Below are 21,531 nucleotides of genomic sequence, written 5' to 3'. Positions count from 1 at the left end.
GGTGGACGGCGCCCGAGGTCGGGTACGCACTGTCCACAGATCGGCTGACAGCGCTGCCGCGGACCGCCGGCGCCCACCTACAGTCCCGTCGTCCTGGATCCGGAACGGCAGGTCGACGGGGGTGCGGTGCCGACTGCGACGAGCGCGCTCGACGTCGTCGACGGCGAGGTGCGCGAGCTCATCCGGCGCCGCGGGCTCGACCCGTTCACCGACCCGGCGCCGGTGCGCGTGCTGGTCCGCGAGGTCGTCGCCGACTACTCCGAGCGGTCGCTGACCTCGGCGCTGCCGCCGATCGGGAACGCCGACGCGCTGGTGCGCGACGTGCTCGACCGGGTGGCCGGCCTCGGCCCGCTGGAGCGCCACCTCGACGACCCCGAGGTCGAGGAGATCTGGGTCAACGAGCCCGGCCGGGTGTTCGTGGCCCGCCGCGGCCGCAGCGAGCTGACCACGACGATCCTGGGCGCCGGGCAGCTGGCCGACCTGGTCGAGCGGATGCTGCGCACCTCCAGGCGGCGGATCGACATGAGCCAGCCGTTCGTCGACGCGATGCTGCCCGACGGCTCGCGGCTGCACGTGGTCATCCCGGACATCACCCGGCGGCACATGGCGGTCAACATCCGCAAGTTCGTGCTGCAGGCGCACAGCCTCGACGAGCTGGTGAGCACCGGGACGCTGACCGTGCAGGCCGCCCGCTTCCTGGAGGCCGCCGTCGCCTCGGGGCTCAACGTGCTGGTCTCCGGCGGCACCCAGGCCGGCAAGACGACGCTGCTGAACTGCCTGTGCACGGCGATCCCGGCGCGGGAGCGGGTGGTCACCTGCGAGGAGGTCTTCGAGCTCCGGGTGCCGCTGCCCGACGTCGTCGCGATGCAGACCCGCCAGCCCAACCTCGAGGGCGCCGGGGAGATCCCGCTGCGCCGGCTGGTCAAGGAGGCGCTGCGGATGCGGCCCTCGCGGATCGTCGTCGGCGAGGTGCGCCAGGAGGAGTGCCTCGACCTGCTCATCGCGCTCAACAGCGGCCTGCCCGGCATGTGCACGCTGCACGCCAACAGCGCCCGCGAGGCCGTGGTGAAGATGTGCACGCTGCCGCTGCTGGCCGGTGACAACATCGGTCACGCCTTCGTCGTCCCGACGGTGGCGGCCAGCGTCGACCTGGTCGTGCACGTGGCCACCGAGCCCTCCGGGCAGCGGCGGGTGCGCGAGGTCGTGGCCGTGCCGGGCCGCGCGGAGGACGGCGTCGTCGAGCTGGCCGACGTCTTCACCACCCGGGAGGGCCGGCTGGTCCGCGCGGAGGGCTTCCCGCCGCACCCGGAGCGGTTCGCCGCGGCGGGGTTCGACCTGGCCGCGCTGCTCGAGGCGTCCGCCGGCCGGCGGGACCCGTGAGCCTGACCGGTGCGCTGCTCGGGCTGCTGCTCGGCGTGGGACTGCTGCTGGTGTGGCGCAGCGGTCCGCGGGCGCCGCAGCGGAGGACCGCTCCGCGCCCGCCGGGACGCCGTGCCCGGCTGCTCGCCGCGGCCGGGCTGACCGGCATCAACCCGGCCCAGCTCGTCGCGTTGCAGGTCGGGCTCGGGACGCTGGCGCTGGTCGTCGTCCTGCTGACCACCGGCACGGTCACCGTCAGCCTCACCTTCGGCGTCTTCGGGTTCCTCCTGCCGCACGTGCAGGTGCGCCGGCTGGCCGCCCGACGCCGCGCCGACCTCCGCGAGGTGTGGCCGGAGGTGGTCGACAACCTCGCCTCCGCCGTCCGGGCGGGGCTGTCGCTGCCCGAGGCGCTGTCGGCGCTGGGCACCCGCGGCCCCGAGGTGCTGCGGCCACCGTTCCTGCGCTTCGCCGCCGACCACCGCTCCAGCGGCCGGTTCGGCGAGAGCCTCGACCGGCTCAAGGCCGACCTCGCCGACCCGGTGGGCGACCGCATCGTCGAGACGCTGCGGGTGGCCCGGGAGGTCGGCGGCAGCGACCTCGGCCGGGTGCTGCGGACGCTGGCCACCTTCCTGCGCGAGGACGCCCGTGCCCGCGCCGAGCTCGAGACCCGCCAGGGCTGGGTGGTGCAGGCCGCGCGGCTGGCCGTCGGCGCACCGTGGGTCGTGCTGCTCCTGCTGGCCACCCAGTCGGCGACGCTGGCCGCCTACGACTCGCCGCTCGGCACGGTGCTGCTGCTCGGCGGCGGCGCGGTCTGCCTGGTCGCCTACCGGCTGATGCTGCGGATCGGGCGGCTGCCGCAGGACGTGCGGGTGCTCCAGTGAGTGCAGCCCTGCTCGGGATGCTGCTGGGGCTGGCCGCGGCGACGGGGCTGCTGCTCGTCGTCACCTTCGCGCCGCCGTTCCGGGCGGTGCGGCTGGTCGACCGGCTGGCTCCCTACGTGCACGACACCCCGCCGCCGTCACGGCTGCTCGGGACGGCGACCGAGCCCGGGTTGCTGACCGCCGCCCGGCGGGTGTTCGGCCCGGTGGTCGCCGACGGCGCCCGGCTCGTCGACCGGGTGCTCGGCGGTCGCTCTGCCGTCCGGCGCCGGCTCGACGCCCTCGGCGGTGACCAGACGGTGGAGGACGTGCGGGTCGAGCAGGTGGTGTGGGGCGGCCTCGGGCTGCTCGGCGCCGCACTGCTCGCGACGGCCGGGTCGCTGCTGGCCGGCAGCGTGAATGTGCTGTCGGTGGCGCTGCTGTGCGTGGCCGGGCTGCTCGGTGGCGTGCTGGGACGCGACTGGTGGCTGACCCAGCAGGTGCGTCGCCGGGAGGAGCTGCTGCTCGCCGAGTTCCCCGTCGTGGCCGAGTTGCTGGCGCTGGCCGTGACGGCGGGCGAGAGCCCGACCGCGGCCATCGCCCGGGTGACCCGGCTGTCCGGCGGTGAGCTGGCGCGCGAGCTCGGCTCGGCACTGGGCCGGGCGCGAGCCGGTGTGCCGCTGACCGAGGCGCTGCAGCAGGTGGCCGACCGCACGTCGGTCGACGCACTGGCCCGCTTCGTCGACGGACTGCTCGTGGCCATCGAGCGCGGTACGCCGCTGGCCGAGGTGCTGCGGGCCCAGGCCGCCGACGTCCGGGAGGCCGGCAAGCGCCGACTGCTCGAGGCCGGCGGCCGCAAGGAGATCCAGATGATGGTGCCGGTCGTGTTCCTGGTGCTGCCGGTCACCGTCCTGTTCGCCCTGTTCCCGGGGCTGATCAGCATCGTCTCGCTGGCGCGGTGAGCGCCGTGGACCACGGAGGAGGACGACGGATGCGGGCCTGGGCCTGGCTGATGACGCTCACGGCGGTGCTCGCCGCCCGGCTGCGGAGCAGTGATCCCGAGCGGGGCGACGTCCCCGGCTGGGTGATGATCACGGTGATGACGGCGGCGCTGGTGCTGGCCATCCTCATCCCGTTCCGCGAGGCGATCGTCGCCGCGGTGACCAACGCGCTGGCCTCCGTCACGAACGGGTGAAGGGAGAAGGGCCTCGCTGCCCGCCACCGCTCGCATGCTCGCGGCGGGCCCCTGCAGCGAGGCCGTTCCATCGGGTCACCAGCGAGCGGGGCAGTGCCGTCGTCGACTTCGCGCTGGTCTCGGTGCTGGTCGTGGTGCTGCTGCTGGCGGTGCTGCAGGTGGCCGTCTACGTGCACCTGCGCAACGTGGTGACCGCCGGCGCACAGGAGGGCGCGCGCTACGCGGCCAACGCCGACGTGCCGACGTCCGCCGCGGCCGGGCGGACGCTGGCGGTGGTGGCGCGGGCGACGTCGGTGCAGACGGCCGAGGGGCTGGTGTGCACCGCCGGGGAGGAGGTCGACGGCACCGGCCTGACGCTGGTGACGGTGCGCTGCGCCGGGGCGGTGCCCACGCTGCTGGCCGGGCTGGGGGACCTGCTGCCGCTCGCGGTCACCGGCCGGGCGGTGGAGGAGGCGCCGTGAGGTGGCTGCGGGAGCGCCTGGGCAGCGGTGAGCGGGGCTCGGCGCTGGTGGAGTTCGTGTTCGTGGCGCTGGTGGTGTTCGTGCCCCTGGTCCACGTCGTCGCCGGGTTCTCCGCGGTGCAGCGCGGGGTGTTCGCCTCGACCGCGGCCGCACGCGAGGCCGGCCGGGCGCTGGCCACCGCACCGGACCTGGCGACCGGCCTGGCGCGCGCGGAGCGGGCCGCGCAGCTCGCGGTGGCCGACCAGTCGGTCGAGGCCACCGACGTCCGCCTGGCCTACGCCCCCGCCGGCGCCGGCTGCGACGCCGCAGGCGCCTACACCCCCGCGCTGGTGCCGGGGGAGGAGTTCTCCGTCTGCGCCACGGTGACCGTGCGGATCCCGCTGCTGCCGGAGTTCGTCGACGCCAACACCGCCACCGGCCAGTTCGTCGTCGAGACCGACCGCTACGTCGACCGATGAGCCGTCAGCCGGGGCCTCACAGTCAGCGCAGTAGCGTGAGGACGAGCTCCGCGGATCGGCCGGCCTGGGCCAGCATCGCCGTCCCGGCCTGGCCGAGGATCTGGCTGCGGGTCAGCGCGACCGTCTCGGCGGCCACGTCGGCGTCGCGGATCCGCGACTCCGACGCCGTGGTGTTCTCGATCGACGTGGTGAGCCGGTCGACGGTGTGCGCGAAGCGGTTCTCGACGGCGCCCAGGTAGGCCCGCGCCGACGAGACGAGGCCGATGGCCTCGTCGACGAGGCGGATCGCGTCGGCGCTCCCGCTGCGCCCGCTGTAGGTGGGGGTGCGCGCGACGGCGTCGGCGGCGGTCGAGCCGGGGCCGGGGGTCTCCCCGGTGAAGACGAGCTCGGTGGCGGTGGCGACGAACGGGATGAACGTGGTCTGCAGTGCGGTCAGGGCCGCGGAGTCGAGCCGGTCGATGTGGTCCTGCGCCGTGACGGCGCCGGTGTAGTCGACCGACGCGAGGTCGAAGGTCCGCCCGCCGTAGGACACCGTGCCGGTCAGCGCCCGGTAGCTGGCGGCGACCGTCCCCGCGGAGACGTAGTCCCCGGCCAGCGAGAGGCGGCCCGCTGAGGGGATCCCCTCGGCGGCGGAGACGGCCGGGACCACCGTGGCCCGGACGCTGCCGCCAGCTCCGACGCCGACCGTGGTGAGCCCGAGGCCGGCGGTGTCCAGGCCGCGGCCGGTCGGGGGGATGACGACGCGGACGGTCTCGGCGACGTTCGCCCCCACCTGGAAGAGGCGGTCGTAGCTGCCGTCCAGCAGGGGGATGCCGTTGGAGGCGGTGGTGTGCGCGATGCGGTCGAGCTCCCGCTTGAGCTGCTCGATCTCCGTGCCGACGGCCTCCGTCGCGCGCGCGTCCAGCGCGCCCGTGCCGGCTGCCTGGACGGACAGGTCGCGCATCCGCTGGAGGACGGCGGAGACCTCACCGAGCGCACCGTCGGCGGTCCGGACGACGCCGATGCCGTCCTGGGTGTTGCGGACGGCCACGGTCATCCCGCGGACCTGCGCGCGCAGGCCCTCGGAGATCGCCAGCCCCGCCGCGTCGTCGGCCGCGCTGCTGATGCGGAGTCCCGACGACAGGCGCCGCAGCGACGCGGTCGTGGCCTGGTCGGTCCGCGCCAGCACGCGGTGGGTGTTCAGTGCCGCGACGTTCGTGACGACGCCCAGGCCCATCGCCGCACCCCCGTCCCCGGCCTCGTGGTCGCCGCGGGTGCGGCGCATCCTGGACAACGGCCGCACCGGTTCCGATCTCGACTCGAACGCGGGATCGAGCTCCACGGGCGTCGAGCAGGCGTTTGCGCCTAGGAACTGCTCGGCGAGCCCGTGGACGAGTCGGTCCAAACGGTTGCGGACCATGTGCGCCTGCGGTGATGGTGACGGGCCCGGGGCTTCGGCGGGTCCCCTCGACGATTGTGTCCGGCAGGTAAATCAATTCGCCGGACGAGTGGATCACGACCCTTCCGAGGTGCCCGGCCCTAACTTCCCCCGGCATGACCATCACCTTGGAGAGATCAGGACGCGTCCCTCTCGGCGACCGCACGGTCAACCGGCTGGGCTTCGGCGGCATGAAGCTGGCCGGTCACCGGGTCACGGGGCCACCCGCCGACCGTGGAGCTGCCGTGGCCGTCCTGCGCCGGGCCGTCGAGCTGGGGGTAGAGCACATCGAGACGAGCGACCACTACGGCCCGCACGTCGTGAACCAGCTGATCCGTGAGGCACTGCACCCCTATCCCGAGGGCCTGGTCATCGTCACCAAGGTGGGAGCCCGCCGCACCACGGACGGGGGATGGGCCGAGGCGCTGAGCCCCGAGGAGCTGCGCCGAGCGGTGCAGGACAACCTGAGGGAGCTGGACCTCGACGTGCTGGACGTGGTCAGCCTGCGGATGCCGGGGCTGGGTGAGCCGGCGGAGCGCTCGCTCGCCGAGCCGTTCGAGGCGCTGGCGGAACTGCGACAGGAGGGGCTCATCCGCCACCTCGGGGTGTCCCACGTGACCCCGCTGCAGGTCGCCGAGGCGCGGAGCGTGGCCCCGGTGGCGTGCGTGCAGAACCACTACAACCTGATCCACCGCGTGGACGACCCCCTCATCGACGCGCTGGCCCGGGAGGGGATCGCCTACACGGCGCTGGAGGGGATGTCCTACACGTCGTTCTTCCCGAACGGTGTGATGACGCCGCGGCAGTCGGCGGCGCTGGAGGCGGTCGCGCGGCCGCTGGGGGCCAGCCCGGCGCAGGTGGCCATGGCCTGGCTGCTGGCCCGCTCCGCCAACCTGCTGGTCATCCCGGGCGCCGCCTCGGTGGCGCAGCTGGAGCAGAACGTGGCGGCGGCCGCCCTGGAGCTCGACCCCCTCGACCTGGCGGAGCTGGAGCGCATCGGCGGCACCAGCGGACCCGACCCCGACCGGGGGTCCCCGGCTCGGCGGTGACGGCCCGGAGCAACGGCCGCCACCGCCTGGGAGTCCGCATCCGGGATGCGGCGTCCCGGCCCCTTCGGTCGACCGAAGGGGCCGGGACGCCGAACGCCGGGAGGATCGCCGGCGTCCGTTCACCGTGATCGGGGAGATCACCGAGGAGGACCGCGCCCCTCTCGGGGACCGATCTGTTCGGCGTGCCGGGGACGAACCGGGCTGCGCCCCGCAATCCCGCGTGCCCAGCGCTCCGGACAGACCCTGCAGGTGTCCGGCACCGGTCGGATCAGCGCCATGGCGAGCATCGGGATCTGGACGGTCTCCACACAGGCGCTCGAGGGACTCAGCCAGACGCTGGTCCAGCAGTCGCCGACGCCGGCGTCGAGGAGGACGGCGTCGCCGCTCGGGGACGTCTCGGCCGCCGTCCACCCCGATGGCCGGTCTCCCACGCTGCCCGGGGCCGGGCACCCGGCGCGGGCCCCGGGAGGAGCGTCGTCAGCGGACGTAGGTGGTGCCTCCGCCGAGGGCGGTCAGCACGATCATGCCGGTGAAGGCGAGGAGGATGAAGGCGACCACGACGGCGAACAGCAGCCAGCCGCGTTCCTCGAGGCCGCGCTTCGCGGGCTTCGTCTCGGTGGGCACGAGGGCGGCGGGGGAGTCCGGCACCTCGACGGCCGGTCCGGAGTCCTCGGCGGCACGGGGCGGTCGGTCGACGGGCACGCTCATGGCGACTCCCTGGGGAAGCCGGCCGGGGGGACCGGCGACCGGACGCCGGCGGCTCGGCGCCCGGTCGCCACGCTAAGGGGACCCGGCGCCCGCCGGAGGAGTCGGAAGTCCCTCCCGATCCGTGCACCGCAGCAGCGCGGCGGCCGGTGACGGCGTTCCCTCCGACGGCGCTCAGCCGATCCGCAGCCCCAGCAGCTGCGCCAGCACCACCGCCTGCTCGGCGCGGATGCGGGCGCCGTCCAGCGGGGTGGTGCGCGGGTCGAACGCGGACAGGTCGCTGCCGCGCAGGTCCGCCCCCGACCAGCGGCTGCCCTCCAGGGCCGCGGCCGACAGGTCGGCGTCGGTGACGGTGGCGCCGGTGAGGTCGGCGCCGCGCAGGTCCACCTCGCGCATCCGCACGCCGGCGAGGACGGTTCCGCGCAGGTCCGCGTCGACCAGCGACACGAACGACCAGTCGCCGCCGGTCACCCGCAGCGGCCGCAGGGAGCAGTCGGCGAACGCGCTGCCGAGGAAGGTGCAGTCGGTGAACTCGGCGGTGGTGAACGAGCAGGCGGTGAAGCGGCAGCCGCGGAACGCCGAGGCCTCGTGCCGGCCGGCGGACAGCCGGCAGTCGGTGAAGGCGCACTCCTCGAACGTCGCGCCCACCGACTCGGTCTCGCTGAGGTCGACGCCGAGGAAGGTGCAGCGCAGGAACGACCGGCCCGACAGGTCCTCGGCGTACCAGTCCTCGTCGCGCAGGGTCTCGTCCTCCCGGGCGCCGGTCACCGCGCGACCCTCGAGGCCGGTGGCGCGAGTGCCGCCGCTCGCGCCGTGCGTGCGGGGTCAGCCGCCGCGCTTGACCTCGGCCTGGACGATGCCGCCGATCGCCAGCCGCAGCGCCTCGCTGGAGCCGTCGCCCTCGGCGAGCGCGGCCCGCGCGTCCTCGGGCAGCAGCGCCGGGTCGACGTCGTCGAGCCAGGCCACGTCGTCGCCGTTGCGGCGGCCCACCTGCAGGCCGGGGGCGCCCTTGCGGATGACGTACCGCTCACCGTCGATGTCGAGTGTCAGGTCGTCGCTCATGGCCAGGCCCCTACCCCGCGCGGCCCGGGACACGCGCCGCGCAGGATGGCCGGCGTGGACAGCGAGGACGTCGTCGAGGTGGTCGTCACCGGTCCGGACGCCGAGTGGCTGGCTGGGTACACGCGGACGCTGGTCGGGGAGCGGCTGGCCGCCTGCGGTCACCAGCTCGCCGCGATCCGGTCGGTGTACCGGTGGGAGGGGCAGGTGCACGACGACCCCGAGGCCCGCGTCGCCCTGCACACCCGCCGCTCGCTGGTGCCGGCGGTCGTCGCCCGCACCGCCGAGCTGCACCCCTACGACGTCCCCTGCGTCATCGCGCTGCCGCTGGCCGGTGGCAGCCCCGACTACCTGCGCTGGGTGGTCGCCGAGACCCGCGCTCCCTAGGGGGTGAGCACCAGCTTGCCGCGCACGTGCCCCTCCCGGCTGCGCCGGAGGGCCTCGGCCGCCTGCCCGAAGGGGTACGTGCCGGCGACCGGGAGCTCGAGGCGGCCCTGCCGGACCAGTGTGGCCACCTCGGCCAGCCGCGGTGCGCCGCCGGCGCTGCTCGTCGTCACCTGCACGCCGAGCTCGGCGGCGCCGAAGTCGGCGATGGTCACGACCTTCCCCGGGTCGCCGGTGAGCGCGATCAGGTCGCGCACCGAGCCCTTCCCGGCGGTGTCGATCCCGCCGTCCACGCCGTCGGGCGCCATCTCCCGCACCCGGCCGGCCAGGCCCTCGCCGTAGGTGGTCGGCAGCGCGCCGAGCGAGCGGACGAAGTCGGCGTTGGCGGGGCTCGAGGTCCCGATGACGCCCAGACCCCGGCTGACCGCGACCTGCACGGTGACGGTGCCGACGCCGCCGCTGGCCCCGTCGACGACGACGGTCCGCCCGGGAGCGAGCCCCAGCAGGTCGAGCACGCGGACGGCGGTCTCCCCGGTCACGCCCAGCCCGGCGGCGACCTCGAAGGAGACGTTGGGGGGCTTGGGCGCCCAGGCGGTGAGGACGGCGTACTCGGCGGCCGCGGCACCCGAGGCGAGCCCGAAGACCGGGTCACCGACCTGGACGCCGGTGACACCGTCGCCGACCTCGTCGACGACCCCCGCGGCGTCGTAGCCCGGCACGGTCGGCCCGTCCGGCTGCCCGCCGCCGGCCATCATCCCGCTGACCTGCTTCCAGTCCAGCGGGTTGACGCTGGCCGCCCGGACGGCGATCCGGACCCGCCCCCGCCCGGCGTGCGGCTCCTCGACCTCCCCGACGGACAGGACGTCGGGCTCCCCGTACTGGGTGTAGACGACGGCGCGCACCTGCGGCTCCTCTTCGACGACGGACGGACGACGGTGGCTGTAACCGCGGTCACCGTCCGCGCGTTCCCGCCGTCGCCCGGGCTCGCCCGCAGCTCGCCGTCAGCCCGGCTCACCACGGTCACAGCACCCCCGGACGCGGCTCCCGTCGGTCCTGATCGCGATGGTCCCGTGTGCGGTCACCGAGGAGCGCGTGAGCACGCAGGATCTCCTGAGAGTCGCAGTCGCGGCCATCCATCTCGAGACCGTGGCGTCATCGGAATTGACGGACACCGCCATTCCTCAGTGAATCGGATCCTTCGCGCGACGTGTACGTCACGGTCAGTCACACCGCGATGGCGCACTTCGGTCGACCTCTCCCTCGCCGCGGTGAGGGGCACCGGTTTCGAGACTCCGGAGCGCCATTGCACTCGACCGACGCCCTGATTCCTCACTGGAGTGGATCATTAACGGAATGTGTATGTAACGTTCCGTTATATCGCGATAGCCAACTGCAGGCGGGCGTTGGGGTACGAGAAACTTTGTTCTTTTCGGGACCTAAGGTCTGGACAGTGGCTCCTCTTCGATCCAGGCTGTGCCCCTGCCTTGCACGGTTCCGCAGCCACGGGGGATGGCCGGGACGAGAGGAGGGGCCAACCCCGAAGAGCCGAGGTGCTCTCGGAGTCGGCTTGCACGGCGTACAGGTCAATGGCACGCGCCTGGCCCCCGTTATGCGTGCGGCGCGGGCTCATTCGACCGAGACCGCATCTCTTCCTAGCCCGCGAGGATTGCGATGAAACCCTGCCCCGACCCGCGCGTCGGCATAATCGGTGTCGGCTATTGGGGCTCCAAGCACGTCCGAGTCCTGCACAGCCTGGAAAGCGTTTCATCCGTCGCCATCATCGACAGCCGTGAAGAACGCCTCCGTCCGCTGGTGAAGAGCTTTCCGTCGCTCCGCGGCTTCACCGACCTGGACGCCGCGCTGCCGCACGTCGATGCACTGGTGATCGCCACACCGCCGACCACACACGTTCCCATCGCGCTCAAGGCGCTGTCAGCAGGCAAGCACGTGCTGGTGGAGAAGCCGCTGGCGACCTCGAGCGCGGGGGCGCAGCAGCTGGTCGACACGGCCGACCAGCAGGACGTCGTGCTGATGGCGGGTCACACCTTCGAGTACAACAGCGCCGTGTGGCGGCTCCGCGAGCTGGTCCAGAGCGGAGCACTCGGGGAGCTGTTCTACATCGACAGCGCTCGACTGAACCTCGGGCTCTACCAGACGGACGTCAACGTCATCTGGGACCTGGCCCCCCACGACGTCTCGATCATCAACCTGCTGATGGGGAGGCAACCCTCGTCGGTGCAGGCGTGGGGTTCCCGGCACGCGCACCGCCGCTTCGAGGACGTCGCCTACCTGAGGATGACGTACGAGGACATCGGGATGTCGGCGCACATCCACGTGAGTTGGCTGGATCCCTGCAAGGTGCGCCGGGTGACGGTCGTCGGCAGCCGCAAGATGGCCGTCTACAACGACCTCTCCGCCGAGGAGCGGATCCGCGTCCACGACAAGAGCGTGTCCTTCCCGGCCGGCGACGCGGACCTGACGCAACCACCGATGTCCTACCGCTACGGCGACATCACGTCCCCGTACGTCCCGGCCGCGGAACCACTCGCCGTGCAGGACGAACACTTCGTCACCTGCGTCGCCACCGGTGCCCGCAACCGGACACCCGGGCGCAGCGGCCTCGCGGTGGTCCAGGTCCTGGAGGCCGCACAAACCTCCCTGCAGAGCGGTCGTCCGACGTCGCTGACGGCGCACGGCGGCGTGCGCGCCGATCTGGCGGTCTCGGGGGCCCGGCCGTGACGACTCGCAGGGAGGGCGCCGGCCCGATGGCCGTACCGCTGGGGCAGGAGGAGCGACGGTGACCTCGACCCATCGCCTGCCGCCGTCGGGCACGCAGTGCCTGCTGTCCGCGCGTCCGACCCCGACCGACCGCATCCCGTTCGCCGACCTGGCCGCCATGACGCGGGAGGTGCGGGAGGAGGTCGAGGCGTCGTTCGCGCAGGTCCTCGACTCGGGGCGCTTCATCGGCGGAGAGGTCGTCGAGCGCTTCGAACAGGACTGGGCCGCGCACTGCCGGACGGCGCACGCCGTGGGCGTGGCCAACGGGACCGACGCCCTGCAGCTGGCCCTTCGAGGCCTGGGGATCGGCCCCGGTGACGAGGTCGTCGTCCCGGCGAACACCTTCGTGGCGACCGCGGAGGCAGTCGTCCTCGCCGGTGCCACGCCGCGTTTCGCCGACGTCGGCCCGGACACGCTGCTGCTGACCGCAGCCACGCTCGAGGCGGCGCTCACCCCGCGGACCCGCGCGGTGGTCGTCGTCCACCTCTACGGTCAGATCGCCGACATGGACGCCATCGCGCGGGTCGCCGCGGCCTCCGGGCTGGCCGTGGTCGAGGACGCGGCACAGGCGCACGGGGCGGTGTGGCGTGGTAGGCCCGCCGGTTCGCTGGGCGACGTGGGGTGCTTCAGCTTCTATCCCGGCAAGAACCTCGGCGCCTTCGGCGACGCCGGAGCCGTCGTCACGGACGACGCCGACCTGGCCCATCGGATCCGGTGCACGCGCGACCACGGCCGGGCGCAGGGCTCCCACCACGAGCACCCGTTCCTGGGGACGAACAGTCGCATGGACGCCCTGCAGGCCGCCGTCCTCTCCGCGAAGTTGCCCCGGCTGGCGGCATGGACGTCCGCTCGGCAGCTCCGCGCGGAGCAGTACCGGACCGAGCTGTCCGGTGGGCCGGTGCGGTTGGTGGACGACGCCTCCGGTGGGGGCCACGTGTACCACCTGCTGGTCGCCCGCGTCCACGCCCGCGACCGCGTCCGATCCGCCCTGGACCAGGCCGGCATCGAGACGGGCCTGCACTACCCCAGGCCGTGCCACCTGCAGCTGCCGTACACCGGGTGCGCGGACGGGGCTCTGCCGGTGACGGAGCAGGCGGCCGGGGAGATCCTGTCCCTCCCGATGTTCCCCCACCTGACGGCCGAACAGGTGACCCGGGTCTGCGACCAGCTCCAGGAGATCGTCGCGGCGGCGGTGGACGCGGATGTCGCCTGAGGTCGACGCCGGTCCCGGACTGAAGGCCGACCCGGACGTCCTGCTGGGGTACGCCCCGGCCCGACCGGCCCCGGGCCCCCTGGTGCTCGGCCGGGAGGCCCGCCTGCGCAGCGGCACCGTCCTCTACCGGGGTTCGTCCATCGGCGCCCGGTTCGAGACCGGCCACCACGTCGTCGTCCGCGAGCAGTGCCACATCGGGGACGACGTCGCGGTCTGGACCGGTTCGGTGATCGACTACGGCTGCCACATCGCCGACTCGGTGAAGATCCACACCAACTGTTACGTCGCCCAGTTCACCGACATCGGTGAGGGGGCGTTCCTCGCTCCTGGTGTGACCATCGCCAACGACCTCTACCCGGGCAGCGCGGCGTCCCAGGAGGTCATGTCCGGGCCGCGCATCGGTGCCGGAGCGCGCATCGGGGTGAACGTCACCATCCTGCCGTTCGTGCGGATCGGCGCCGGAGCCCTCGTCGGAGCCGGTGCGACCGTCACGCGCGACCTCCCCGACCGCTGCGTCGCGTTCGGCAACCCGGCGGTCGTCCGCGGGTGGGTCGACGAGCTGGTCGACATCGGTGCGCGGGTGGAAGCCGCAGAGGACTCCGCGGCCCGCTATCGCCTGGCGCGGAGGGGACCGTGATCGGGCACCTCGCGCACGCCTCGGCGTCGCCGCCGACGACCCGCACACGAGGGCGTGCGGCGCCAGACGTCACCACCTCGTCGGACCCCACAGCCGACGCCGTCCACCGGCGACGGACCGCGGCCCGGGTCCTCGACCTGCTGGTGGCCGGCGTGGCGCTGGTCCTCCTCGCGCCGCTGATGGCCGCCGTCGCCGTGCTCGTCCGGTGCACCTCCAGGGGGCCGGCGCTGTTCAGGCAGGTCCGCCTCGGCCAGCACGGGCGACCGTTCGTGATGCTCAAGTTCCGGACGATGTACGTGGACGCCGACGACCGGTTGCACCGGGAGTACGTGCGGAGGCTCCTGACCGAGCCCGCGGCGGTCGTGCCCGGCCCCGACGGGCTCTACAAGCTCGTCGGCGACCCGCGGGTCACCCCGGTGGGGCGCTGGCTGCGGACGTCCAGTCTCGACGAGCTGCCGCAGCTGATCAACGTCCTGCGCGGGGAGATGGCCCTGGTCGGGCCCCGTCCGGTGCTCCCGTGGGAGGCCGCGCTGTTCGGTCCCCGCCACAGCACACGGTTCCAGGTCCCCCCCGGGATCACCGGTCTGTGGCAGACCAGCGGCCGCAACCGGCTGACCATGACCCAGGCCCTCGACCTCGACCTGCAGTACGTGGAGCGGCAGTCGCTCCTCCTCGACCTCAGGATCCTGCTGCGCACCGTCCCGGTCGTCCTGGGTCGCGAGGGCGTCCGGTGAGCCCGTCCGGACGGCTGGACCCCCGGGGGCCGGACTCGGGCGGCCTCGAGGAGGAAGCCGCCACTGCCGCGGCACGGGACTCCGTCCGGATAGCCGGGTGGACGCTGGTGAGCCGCCTCACCGGGGTGGTGCGGGTGGCGGCCATCGGCGCGGTCCTGGGGCCGACCCTCCTCGGCAACACCTTCCTGTTCGCCAACACCTTGCCGAACCTCGTCTACTACGGCTTCCTGGCGGGATCGCTGTTCTCCTCGCTCCTGGTGCCCGCACTCGTCGGGACGATGGATGCCGGCGATCGCCGCGCCTCGGAGCGGATCGCCGGCGGTTTCCTCGGGGTCACGGCGGCGGCCGTGGCCGTGGCCGCCTGTGCCGCGGTGCTCGCGGGCCCGCTCCTGCTCCGGCTCGGTGCACTCGGGACGCAGGCCGAGGCGGTCGGAGCCGCCCAGGAACGCGCCGGCCGCCTGCTGCTCGTGCTGGTGATCCCCCAGGTGCTGCTCTACGCCCTGATCGCCTCCTCGACCGCGGTGATGAACGCGCGCCGGCGGTTCGCCCTGGCAGCGGCGGCCCCGGCGCTGGAGAACCTCGGCATCCTGGCCGTCCTCGGCACGACCGCGGTCCTGTTCGGGACGGCCGGGGAGATCGGCGCGGTCCCCGGCTCGGAGCTGGTGCTCCTGGGCGCCGGAGCCACGGCTGCCGTGGCCCTGCACGCCTCGGTCCAGTGGTGGGGAGCCAGGCGTGCGGGCGTCACACTGCGGCCCAGGGCGGGGTGGCGGGATCCCGACGTGACGGCCCTCGTCCGGCGGGCTCTGCCGGCCCTGGCCCTCGCCGCTGTCACGGCCCTCCAGCTGCTGACCCTGCTGGTCCTGGCCAACCGGGTGCCCGGCGGCGTGGTGGCCGTCCAGCTGGGGCTCAACGTCCACTACTTCGTCGTGGCGCTGGGTGCGACCCCGGTGGCCCTGTCCCTCCTCCCACGGTTGTCACGCCTGGACTCGGTGGCGCGGTTCCGGGACACGCTGGGCCGGGGCCTGGCCCTGGTCGTCTTCGTGACCGTGCCGGCAGCGGTCGGCTGCGCGCTCCTGGCCCGGCCGTTCGCCGAGGTCGTCGCGGTGGGACGCATGGGCTCGGCCGCTGGTGTCCAGCTCATCGCCACGACGGTCGCGGCCCTGGCCGTGGGCATGGTCGGGGAGGGCCTCTTCCAGGTCCTCACCTTCGCCAGCTACGCCCGCAAGGACACCTGGGCGCCGCTGCGGTCGATGGCCGTACAGGCGGGCACCTTCTTCGTCCTGGCGAGCAGCGCCCTCCTCGTCGGCCCGGACCAGGTGCTGCTCGTGCTGGCTCTGTCCTTCGCGGCCGCGAACCTCGTCGGCGCATGGCACCTCGCCGTCCGGTCGCGGCGGGAGCTCGGGACGTTCGGTCGTGAGCTCGCCCCGTGCGTGCGGCGCGTGCTGGCCGGCACGGCCCTGATGGCTCCCCCGGTGTGGGCGGCCGCCGTCCTCGTGCCGCACTGGGTCGGCGGCCGTCTCGGTTGGTCGATCGCCGCGGCCACGGCCGCCGCCCTCGGTGCTGCCGTGTTCCTCCTCCTGCAGGCATGGTGGCGGGCGCCGGAGCTGGCCCGGACGCGGAAGGGTGCGCTCCGCTCCCGGAGCCGGGCAGCCGCGGTCGGAGACGCGCCGTGACGCCGCACACCCTCCTCCCGCCGGGTGGCGCACTGCCTGCCGGAGCGGCACCCCGGGTCCGCGCTCTCCGGGCACCGGTCAGACGTCCGCTGGAGGCCGGCGTCCTCGTCGCGGCCGGTGGTGCAGCCGCAGTCGCGGCGTACCAGCCGGTGGCGGCGCTCGCGGCCGGTCTGCTGGCCGGGCTGGCGGCCCTGGTCTGGGCGCGCCCGGTGACGGCGGCCTACCTGCTCATCGGCGTGACACCACTCGTCGCCGGCATCGACCGGGGTGTCGCGATCCCCGTGCTGCGGCCCAACGAGGCCCTCGAGCTCGTCCTCGGCGCCACCCTCGCCGTCCGGTGGCTCGTCGGGCTGCGAGCCGGACAGGTGCCGCTCGGACGGCCCGATGCCGTCGAGGCGGCCATCCTGCTCCTGGCCGTCACGAACTCGGTCACGCCGCTGACGACGATGGCCGTCCGCGGTCAGAGCATCACCACGGACGACCTCTTCTACAGCCTGGTGCTGTGGAAGCTCGCCGGCGTGTACCTCATCGTCAGGTCCGCCGTCCGCAGCGAGCGCGAGGTCCGCACCTGCCTGCTCGTGTCAGTGGCCGCCGCGTCGCTCGTCGCGATCGTCGGCATCCTGCAGGGCCTGGACCTGCTCGGTGTCCGCGGCTTCCTGGCGCAGTACTACGCCCAGTTCGGTGACGCGGCGGCGATCATCACCGTGCCGCGCGGCGGGTCGACGCTGTCCCTGCCGGCCGCGACCGCAGACTTGATGATCATGAACCTGGCGGTGGCCACGGCACTGTGGCTCCGCGTGCGGCGGTTCACCGTCCTCTACGGCACCGTCGTGGCGTTGTTCGTCGTCGCCACCCTGGCGGCCGGTGAGTTCTCCAGCGCCATCGGCCTGGTGCTCGGCATCGGGACCCTGGCCCTGGTCACCGGCTCGCTGGCGTTGCTGGGCTTCTTCGGGCTGCTCGGGACGGCCGGGGCCGTGGCTGTGTGGCCGGTGATCGCCGAGCGCCTCGAGGGTTTCTCCCACGCCTCCGGTATGCCGGTCAGCTGGGTGGGCCGCCTGCACAACCTCCAGACGTACTTCTGGCCGGAGCTGGCCTCGCCGTCCAACTTCCTGCTGGGTGTCCGGCCGAGCGCGCGCGTGCCCGTGGCGAGCCAGGCGACCGGGTGGGTGTGGATCGAGAGCGGGTACACCTGGCTGCTGTGGGGAGGCGGCGTCCCCCTGCTAGCGAGCTTCCTGTTCCTCACCTGGGCGGTCGCCCGACGCGGCTGGGCCGTCGCCCGGGACCGCCAGGACGCGATCGGCGCCGCCGGCGCCGCGACCCTCGTCGGCATCGTGATCGTCGCGGTCCTGATGGCCTTCGACCCCCACGTGACCTACCGGGGGTCGGCAGATGCGTTGTTCGCGTTGATCGCCCTCACGGCCGGAGCCGCGCGACGTCGTCCCGGCCGACCGGCGGAGGACCGCGAGGACCGCAGCCACATCGACGGGGGCCGATGGTGACCCGGCCGACGACCTCGGACGGAGAGGTGTGAGGAGCTGATGGTGAACGTCCCGACGTACCCGGCCCCGCTCAGGGCGCCGCGCCACCGCTCGCTGCTCAAGGCGCACGCGCGCTGGATCCTCGCGGTCGCGCTCGTGGCCGTCGCCGGTGCGTGCCTGCTGTCCTGGCAGTTCTCCGACCACGTGTACCGATCCGAGGCCCGGGTGCTGGTCAACCCCGGCCTCACACCCGGCGGCACACCGCTGCCCCCGGACATGGAGACCGAACGCCAGGTGGTCGCCTCCGCGGTGGTGACCTCGGAGGCCGCTCGCGGATCCGGGACGTCCACCGCGCAGCTCCAGCGGCGGTTGACCACGTCCGTGCCGGCGGACAGCAGCGTCCTGGTGCTCCGCTACTCCGACACGTCGGCCGAGACCGCCCAGCGTCGTGCCCAGGCCATCGCCGACGCCTACCTCGCCTACCGGGCCCCGCAGGTGGCCATGCTCAGCGCCGCCACCCTGCCCCGGTCCGCCACCGGGCCGAACTACCTGCTCAACGGCGCCGCCGGCCTGGCGCTGGGGCTCCTGCTCGGGGTGGGCAGTGCGCTGCTCAGAGACCGTCTCGACGATGCCGTCCGCGGGCCGCGGGACTTCATCGAGCAGACCGACCTGCCGGTCCTGGCCACCGTCCGCTCCTCCGATGCCCTCGGTGCCGACGGCAGCGGGGGGCTCGTCGTCCTCGACGAGCCCGATTCGCCGGCCGCCGAGGCGCATCGGCAACTGCGCAGGAAGGTCGGTCGCGCGGCCCACGGCCGGCACCGGACCACCACGGTGACCCTGGTGACCAGCGCTGCGCGGGACGACGGCGCCGCGCAGGTGGCGGCGAACACCGCCGTCGCCCTCGCGCAGGCCGGCGCGCAGGTCCTGCTCGTCGAGGGCGACCTGAGGACCCCACGGCTGGCCGGTCTCTTCGACGTCCCGGCTGAGGGCGGCCTCGGCGTGGTGCTCACCGGTGAGGTCGGCTTGGCCGAGGCGGTCCGCGACAGCCGGGTCGACCGGCTGCGCCTGCTGCCGGCCGGCGCCGAGGCGGTGCCCCGTCCGTGGGAGCTGTTCGACGACGAGGCCGTGGAGAAGCTGCTCAGTCAGGTCCCCGCCGACGTCGATCACGTGGTCCTGCACGCGCCACCCGTCCTCGGCGCGGCCGAGACGTGCGTCCTCGCCGAACACGCCCACCTGCTGGTGATCGTCGTCGCCACGGGCCGGACCGGCCGCCACGACCTCGGGACGGCGCTGACCGAGCTGGACGACGTCCGGGCGGCGTTGCTCGGCGGGGTCCTGGTCCTCCACGACGGTCCCCGAGGGGATCGCCGCCCGGTCCGCCCGCCCCGCCGACGAGGGAACGGCGCACCGGCGCGGTCGGCTGTCGGGCACGCCGACCCGGCAGAGGACCTGCACGGCGGCGAGCACCGCGCCGAGGACGCCCGACGAGGAGAGGAACAGCAGCATGACCGCATCACCAACGCCGGGTAGCACCGATGGTCCTGGGCACGCGGCAGCCTGACGTGGGTCCTGTCCCCGGGGGGCCGGTGAGGTGGCGCCCGGCTCGCCCCCGGCGGGACCGGCCGCGCGTGCTCGTCATCGTCGAGAACCTGCCGCTGGCCCGGGACCGCCGTCTCGGGAAGCAGACCGGCGCGCTGGTGGCCGCCGGCTACGACGTGACGGTGGTGTGCCGCAGCGACCCGGGCAACCGGGCGCTGGCCGGGGTCGACGTCGCCGAGTACGCCGCTCCCAGGGACGCGACGAGCAAGTTCGGCTTCGTGCGCGAGTACGGGTACTCCTGGCTGAGAGCGGCACTGGCCTTCCTCCGCGTCGCCGTTCGGCCCGGGTTCGACGTGCTGCAGCTGTGCGGGCCACCGGACATCTACTTCCCGCTCGGCCTCCTGGCCCGCGCGCTGGGCAAGCCCACGGTGTACGACCAGCGCGACCCGTCCCCGGAGCTCTACGCCACCCGCTACGGGTCGGGAGGAGGGACGGTGCACCGGATCCTGCTCGCGTTGGAGGCCGCCACGTACCGCAGCGCCGATCACGTGGTCACCGTCAACGGGACCCTGGAGCGGCTGGCGCACACCCGGGGCGGGGTGCCCGGCGACCGTGTGACCATCGTGGGCAACGGCCCGGTGCTGGCCGCCACCTCCAACCGGACACCGCGCCCGGAGCTCAGGAACGGCCGGGCGCACCTGTGCTGCTGGGCCGGGGTGATGGGGCCTCAGGACCGCCTGGATCTCGCGGTACGGGCGGTCTCCCACCTGGTGCACGAGACAGGGCGCACGGACTGCCACTTCGCGTTCGTCGGTGACGGCGAGGCTCGAGCTGACGCCGTGCACCTGGCCCGCGAGCTCGGAGTCGCGGAGTGGGTCAGCTTCCCCGGGTTCCTGCCCTCCGAGGGCGTGTACACCTACCTGGCGACCGCGGACGTCGGGATCGAACCCGGTGTCGACCCCACCGTGTCGCCGGTGAAGGTCATGGAGTACATGTCCTTCGGCCTGCCGCTGGTCGCCTTCGACGTCCTGGAGGCGCGCCTGCTCGCCCGTGCGGCCGCCCTGTACGCCGCGCCCGGTGACGTCGCGGGCTTCGCCGACCGGATCAGCCGGCTGCTGGACGATCCCGTCGCGCGCCGCCGGATGGGAGCAGCCGGCCGCAGTCGGGTGGAGGAGACCCTGGCCTGGGACCACCAGGCCCCCGCCTACCTCGCCGTCTTCGACCGCTTGCTGCACCCCGACGGGATGCGCGGGGGTCGGCGTCCGCTCAGGCCGCGTACCGGTACAGCAGCTCGCCCAGCCCGCGGCAGACGGTCGTGGGTGAGCGCCGGATGAGGGAGGCGAGCACGGCGTGCGCCGCCGACCCGGCCCGGTAGTCGACCCGACCGGAGGAGGACGTGTAGCAGAGCGGGCGCGTCTCCGCTCCCCAGCTCTCCTTGAACTGCACCAGGCCGGGGTTGTCCAGATCGGTGCGGCCGAGGTCGAAGGTCGCGTACTGCCGCTCGGTGGCCCAGGCGATGGCCTCCGCCATGACGGCGTGGTTGGGGCGCACCGACCAGGCGCGGGAGTCCGAGGCGCCGTACTTGTAGGTCACCGTGCGGCCACCGATCAGGTAGACCGCGCCCGCCACGGCGGTGCCGCCGTGACGGGCGATCAGGACGAAGCCGCCGCCCGGTTCGAGCACCCGGTCCCACAGGACCCGGAAGTAGCCGCGCGGCTGGGCCGGCACACCCTGGCGACGGCGGGTCTCGACGTGCAGCCGGTAGTACGTGTCGACCACCTCGCCGACCTCCTCGGCGGCGCGGACCTGCACGCCCAGACGCCGGGCGGTCGCGATGTGGCGCCGCACGGATCCGCGGGGCCGTGGGAGGCGCCCTCCGTCGCCGGCGGCGGACGTGAGGGCGAGCGCGTGGGTGACGGCCACCTGCCGGCTCCGGGCACCGGGGAACTCGCAACCGGTCCGGACGTCGAGTTCGGCGACACCACGGGCACGGCGGAGCGCGTCGACCTGCGACAGGAGCGCCGCTGCGGACCCTCCGGGAGCGACCAGCGGTCCGCACTCGTCGGAGAACGGCAGGCAGGACCACCGCCGCGTCCCCGTGGGGCGCCGGACCTCGATGAGCGGGAGCCCCGCGAGCAACGTCCCGGCGGTGTCCCGCTGCACCGCGACGAGTGCACGGAACCCGTAGGCACCGCAGAGGGTGGCGAGCCAGGCGGGCTGGTGGAAACACGTGGCGTCCGGGTGGCCGGCCACGAACCTGCTCCACTCGGTGCCCCAGGCATCGACGAGCTCCCCGGCACCGGGCGATCCGAACTCCTGGGCCGGGCCGGACACGGGTCTACCCCACCACGGACCGGCAGACGGTCACAAGGAGTCCGGGAGCCGTCGCCGGACGCCTCCACCCCGTACGTCCCGCCGGCTCGCCGGGCCGGCGAACAGGAGGCGTCTTCCCGGACGACCGGCACGGCCGCGGAGCCGGAGCGGCCCGTCGGCCGGCGCTCGTCCCCACCCGTCTCGCGAGCGAGGAGGTCCCGG

Annotated in this window: 22 protein-coding genes; 16 read left to right on the top strand and 6 right to left on the bottom strand. The window is 74.0% G+C overall.

The window, feature by feature from the left end:
• Positions 1-126: 126 nt before the first annotated feature.
• The 6 genes from ABQ292_RS09245 to ABQ292_RS09220 are packed head-to-tail and all read left to right on the top strand — an operon-like array spanning position 127 to position 4,330.
• On the top strand, positions 127-1,380 hold the full coding sequence (locus tag ABQ292_RS09245; protein WP_369205508.1) for a TadA family conjugal transfer-associated ATPase: 1,254 nt from the start codon (positions 127-129) through the stop codon (positions 1,378-1,380).
• Positions 1,377-2,240, top strand: a complete 864-nt coding sequence (locus ABQ292_RS09240) for a type II secretion system F family protein (protein ID WP_369205506.1) — start codon at positions 1,377-1,379, stop codon at positions 2,238-2,240. Before ABQ292_RS09245 ends, ABQ292_RS09240 begins: the two co-directional genes overlap by 4 nt.
• Positions 2,237-3,178: a type II secretion system F family protein gene (locus tag ABQ292_RS09235; RefSeq protein WP_369205504.1), complete on the top strand. Its 942-nt coding sequence runs from the start codon at positions 2,237-2,239 to the stop codon at positions 3,176-3,178. The genes ABQ292_RS09240 and ABQ292_RS09235 overlap by 4 nt, the downstream gene beginning before the upstream one ends.
• A gap of 29 nt (positions 3,179-3,207) precedes the next feature.
• Positions 3,208-3,411 (top strand): hypothetical protein, encoded by a 204-nt coding sequence (locus tag ABQ292_RS09230; RefSeq protein WP_369205502.1) that lies wholly within the window; start codon positions 3,208-3,210, stop codon positions 3,409-3,411.
• Positions 3,408-3,872: a TadE/TadG family type IV pilus assembly protein gene (locus ABQ292_RS09225; RefSeq protein ID WP_369205500.1), complete on the top strand. Its 465-nt coding sequence runs from the start codon at positions 3,408-3,410 to the stop codon at positions 3,870-3,872. The genes ABQ292_RS09230 and ABQ292_RS09225 overlap by 4 nt, the downstream gene beginning before the upstream one ends.
• A complete protein-coding gene (locus ABQ292_RS09220; protein WP_369205498.1) occupies positions 3,869-4,330 on the top strand; it encodes a hypothetical protein in 462 nt (153 codons plus the stop codon). Before ABQ292_RS09225 ends, ABQ292_RS09220 begins: the two co-directional genes overlap by 4 nt.
• A gap of 22 nt (positions 4,331-4,352) precedes the next feature.
• On the opposite strand, the gene ABQ292_RS09215 is transcribed toward ABQ292_RS09220, so the two are convergent.
• Positions 4,353-5,594, bottom strand: coding sequence for a flagellin N-terminal helical domain-containing protein (locus tag ABQ292_RS09215; RefSeq protein ID WP_369205496.1), 1,242 nt, complete (start codon positions 5,592-5,594; stop codon positions 4,353-4,355).
• Positions 5,595-5,863: 269 nt separating this feature from the next.
• Between ABQ292_RS09215 and ABQ292_RS09210 the strand changes: the two genes are divergently transcribed.
• Positions 5,864-6,796, top strand: a complete 933-nt coding sequence (locus tag ABQ292_RS09210) for an oxidoreductase (RefSeq protein ID WP_369205494.1) — start codon at positions 5,864-5,866, stop codon at positions 6,794-6,796.
• 477 nt (positions 6,797-7,273) lie between these two features.
• Here ABQ292_RS09210 and ABQ292_RS09205 read toward each other — a convergent pair whose 3' ends face one another.
• From ABQ292_RS09205 to ABQ292_RS09195, 3 genes are all read right to left on the bottom strand, one after another.
• A complete protein-coding gene (locus ABQ292_RS09205) occupies positions 7,274-7,504 on the bottom strand; it encodes a hypothetical protein (RefSeq protein ID WP_369205492.1) in 231 nt (76 codons plus the stop codon).
• A 171-nt stretch (positions 7,505-7,675) separates the two neighbouring features.
• Positions 7,676-8,269 (bottom strand): pentapeptide repeat-containing protein, encoded by a 594-nt coding sequence (locus tag ABQ292_RS09200; protein WP_369205490.1) that lies wholly within the window; start codon positions 8,267-8,269, stop codon positions 7,676-7,678.
• Between the two features lie 57 nt (positions 8,270-8,326).
• Positions 8,327-8,563: a hypothetical protein gene (locus ABQ292_RS09195; RefSeq protein WP_369205488.1), complete on the bottom strand. Its 237-nt coding sequence runs from the start codon at positions 8,561-8,563 to the stop codon at positions 8,327-8,329.
• A 54-nt stretch (positions 8,564-8,617) separates the two neighbouring features.
• Here ABQ292_RS09195 and cutA point away from each other — a divergent pair, with 54 nt between their 5' ends.
• Positions 8,618-8,947, top strand: a complete 330-nt coding sequence (cutA, locus tag ABQ292_RS09190) for a divalent-cation tolerance protein CutA (protein ID WP_369205486.1) — start codon at positions 8,618-8,620, stop codon at positions 8,945-8,947.
• Here the strand turns inward: cutA and ABQ292_RS09185 are convergent.
• Positions 8,944-9,846 carry an NADP-dependent oxidoreductase gene (locus tag ABQ292_RS09185; protein ID WP_369205484.1) on the bottom strand — a complete coding sequence of 301 codons (903 nt, stop codon included), beginning with the start codon at positions 9,844-9,846 and terminating at the stop codon, positions 8,944-8,946. The genes cutA and ABQ292_RS09185 overlap by 4 nt on opposite strands.
• Positions 9,847-10,615: 769 nt before the next feature.
• Between ABQ292_RS09185 and ABQ292_RS09180 the strand changes: the two genes are divergently transcribed.
• The 8 genes from ABQ292_RS09180 (at position 10,616) to ABQ292_RS09145 (ending at position 20,330) form a co-directional block, all read left to right on the top strand.
• The gene (locus ABQ292_RS09180; protein ID WP_369205482.1) at positions 10,616-11,683 is read left to right on the top strand and encodes a Gfo/Idh/MocA family protein; all 1,068 of its coding nucleotides are present in this window, start codon (positions 10,616-10,618) and stop codon (positions 11,681-11,683) included.
• 58 nt (positions 11,684-11,741) lie between these two features.
• The gene (locus tag ABQ292_RS09175) at positions 11,742-12,935 is read left to right on the top strand and encodes a DegT/DnrJ/EryC1/StrS family aminotransferase (RefSeq protein WP_369205480.1); all 1,194 of its coding nucleotides are present in this window, start codon (positions 11,742-11,744) and stop codon (positions 12,933-12,935) included.
• Entirely contained in the window at positions 12,925-13,572 is a 648-nt protein-coding gene (locus ABQ292_RS09170) for an LbetaH domain-containing protein (RefSeq protein ID WP_369205478.1), read from the top strand. Before ABQ292_RS09175 ends, ABQ292_RS09170 begins: the two co-directional genes overlap by 11 nt.
• Entirely contained in the window at positions 13,569-14,306 is a 738-nt protein-coding gene (locus ABQ292_RS09165) for a sugar transferase (protein ID WP_369205476.1), read from the top strand. Before ABQ292_RS09170 ends, ABQ292_RS09165 begins: the two co-directional genes overlap by 4 nt.
• A gap of 107 nt (positions 14,307-14,413) precedes the next feature.
• Positions 14,414-15,979 (top strand): murein biosynthesis integral membrane protein MurJ, encoded by a 1,566-nt coding sequence (murJ, locus tag ABQ292_RS09160; RefSeq protein WP_369205474.1) that lies wholly within the window; start codon positions 14,414-14,416, stop codon positions 15,977-15,979.
• A 149-nt stretch (positions 15,980-16,128) separates the two neighbouring features.
• Complete coding sequence (locus ABQ292_RS09155; RefSeq protein WP_369205472.1) at positions 16,129-17,478, top strand: hypothetical protein; 1,350 nt, start codon at positions 16,129-16,131, stop codon at positions 17,476-17,478.
• A gap of 42 nt (positions 17,479-17,520) precedes the next feature.
• The gene (locus ABQ292_RS09150) at positions 17,521-18,987 is read left to right on the top strand and encodes a tyrosine-protein kinase domain-containing protein (RefSeq protein ID WP_369205470.1); all 1,467 of its coding nucleotides are present in this window, start codon (positions 17,521-17,523) and stop codon (positions 18,985-18,987) included.
• A gap of 98 nt (positions 18,988-19,085) precedes the next feature.
• Positions 19,086-20,330, top strand: coding sequence for a glycosyltransferase (locus ABQ292_RS09145; protein WP_369205468.1), 1,245 nt, complete (start codon positions 19,086-19,088; stop codon positions 20,328-20,330).
• Here ABQ292_RS09145 and ABQ292_RS09140 read toward each other — a convergent pair.
• Positions 20,263-21,330, bottom strand: a complete 1,068-nt coding sequence (locus tag ABQ292_RS09140; protein WP_369205466.1) for a lipid II:glycine glycyltransferase FemX — start codon at positions 21,328-21,330, stop codon at positions 20,263-20,265. The two genes, ABQ292_RS09145 and ABQ292_RS09140, sit on opposite strands and share 68 nt — an antisense overlap.
• Positions 21,331-21,531: the final 201 nt, after the last annotated feature.

It is taken from the genome of Geodermatophilus maliterrae, assembly GCF_041018925.1.
Classification (GTDB): Bacteria; Actinomycetota; Actinomycetes; order Mycobacteriales; family Geodermatophilaceae; genus Geodermatophilus; species Geodermatophilus maliterrae.
The sequence above is the reverse complement of the archived record's forward strand: the minus strand, read 5'-3'. Positions and strand labels throughout refer to the sequence as shown.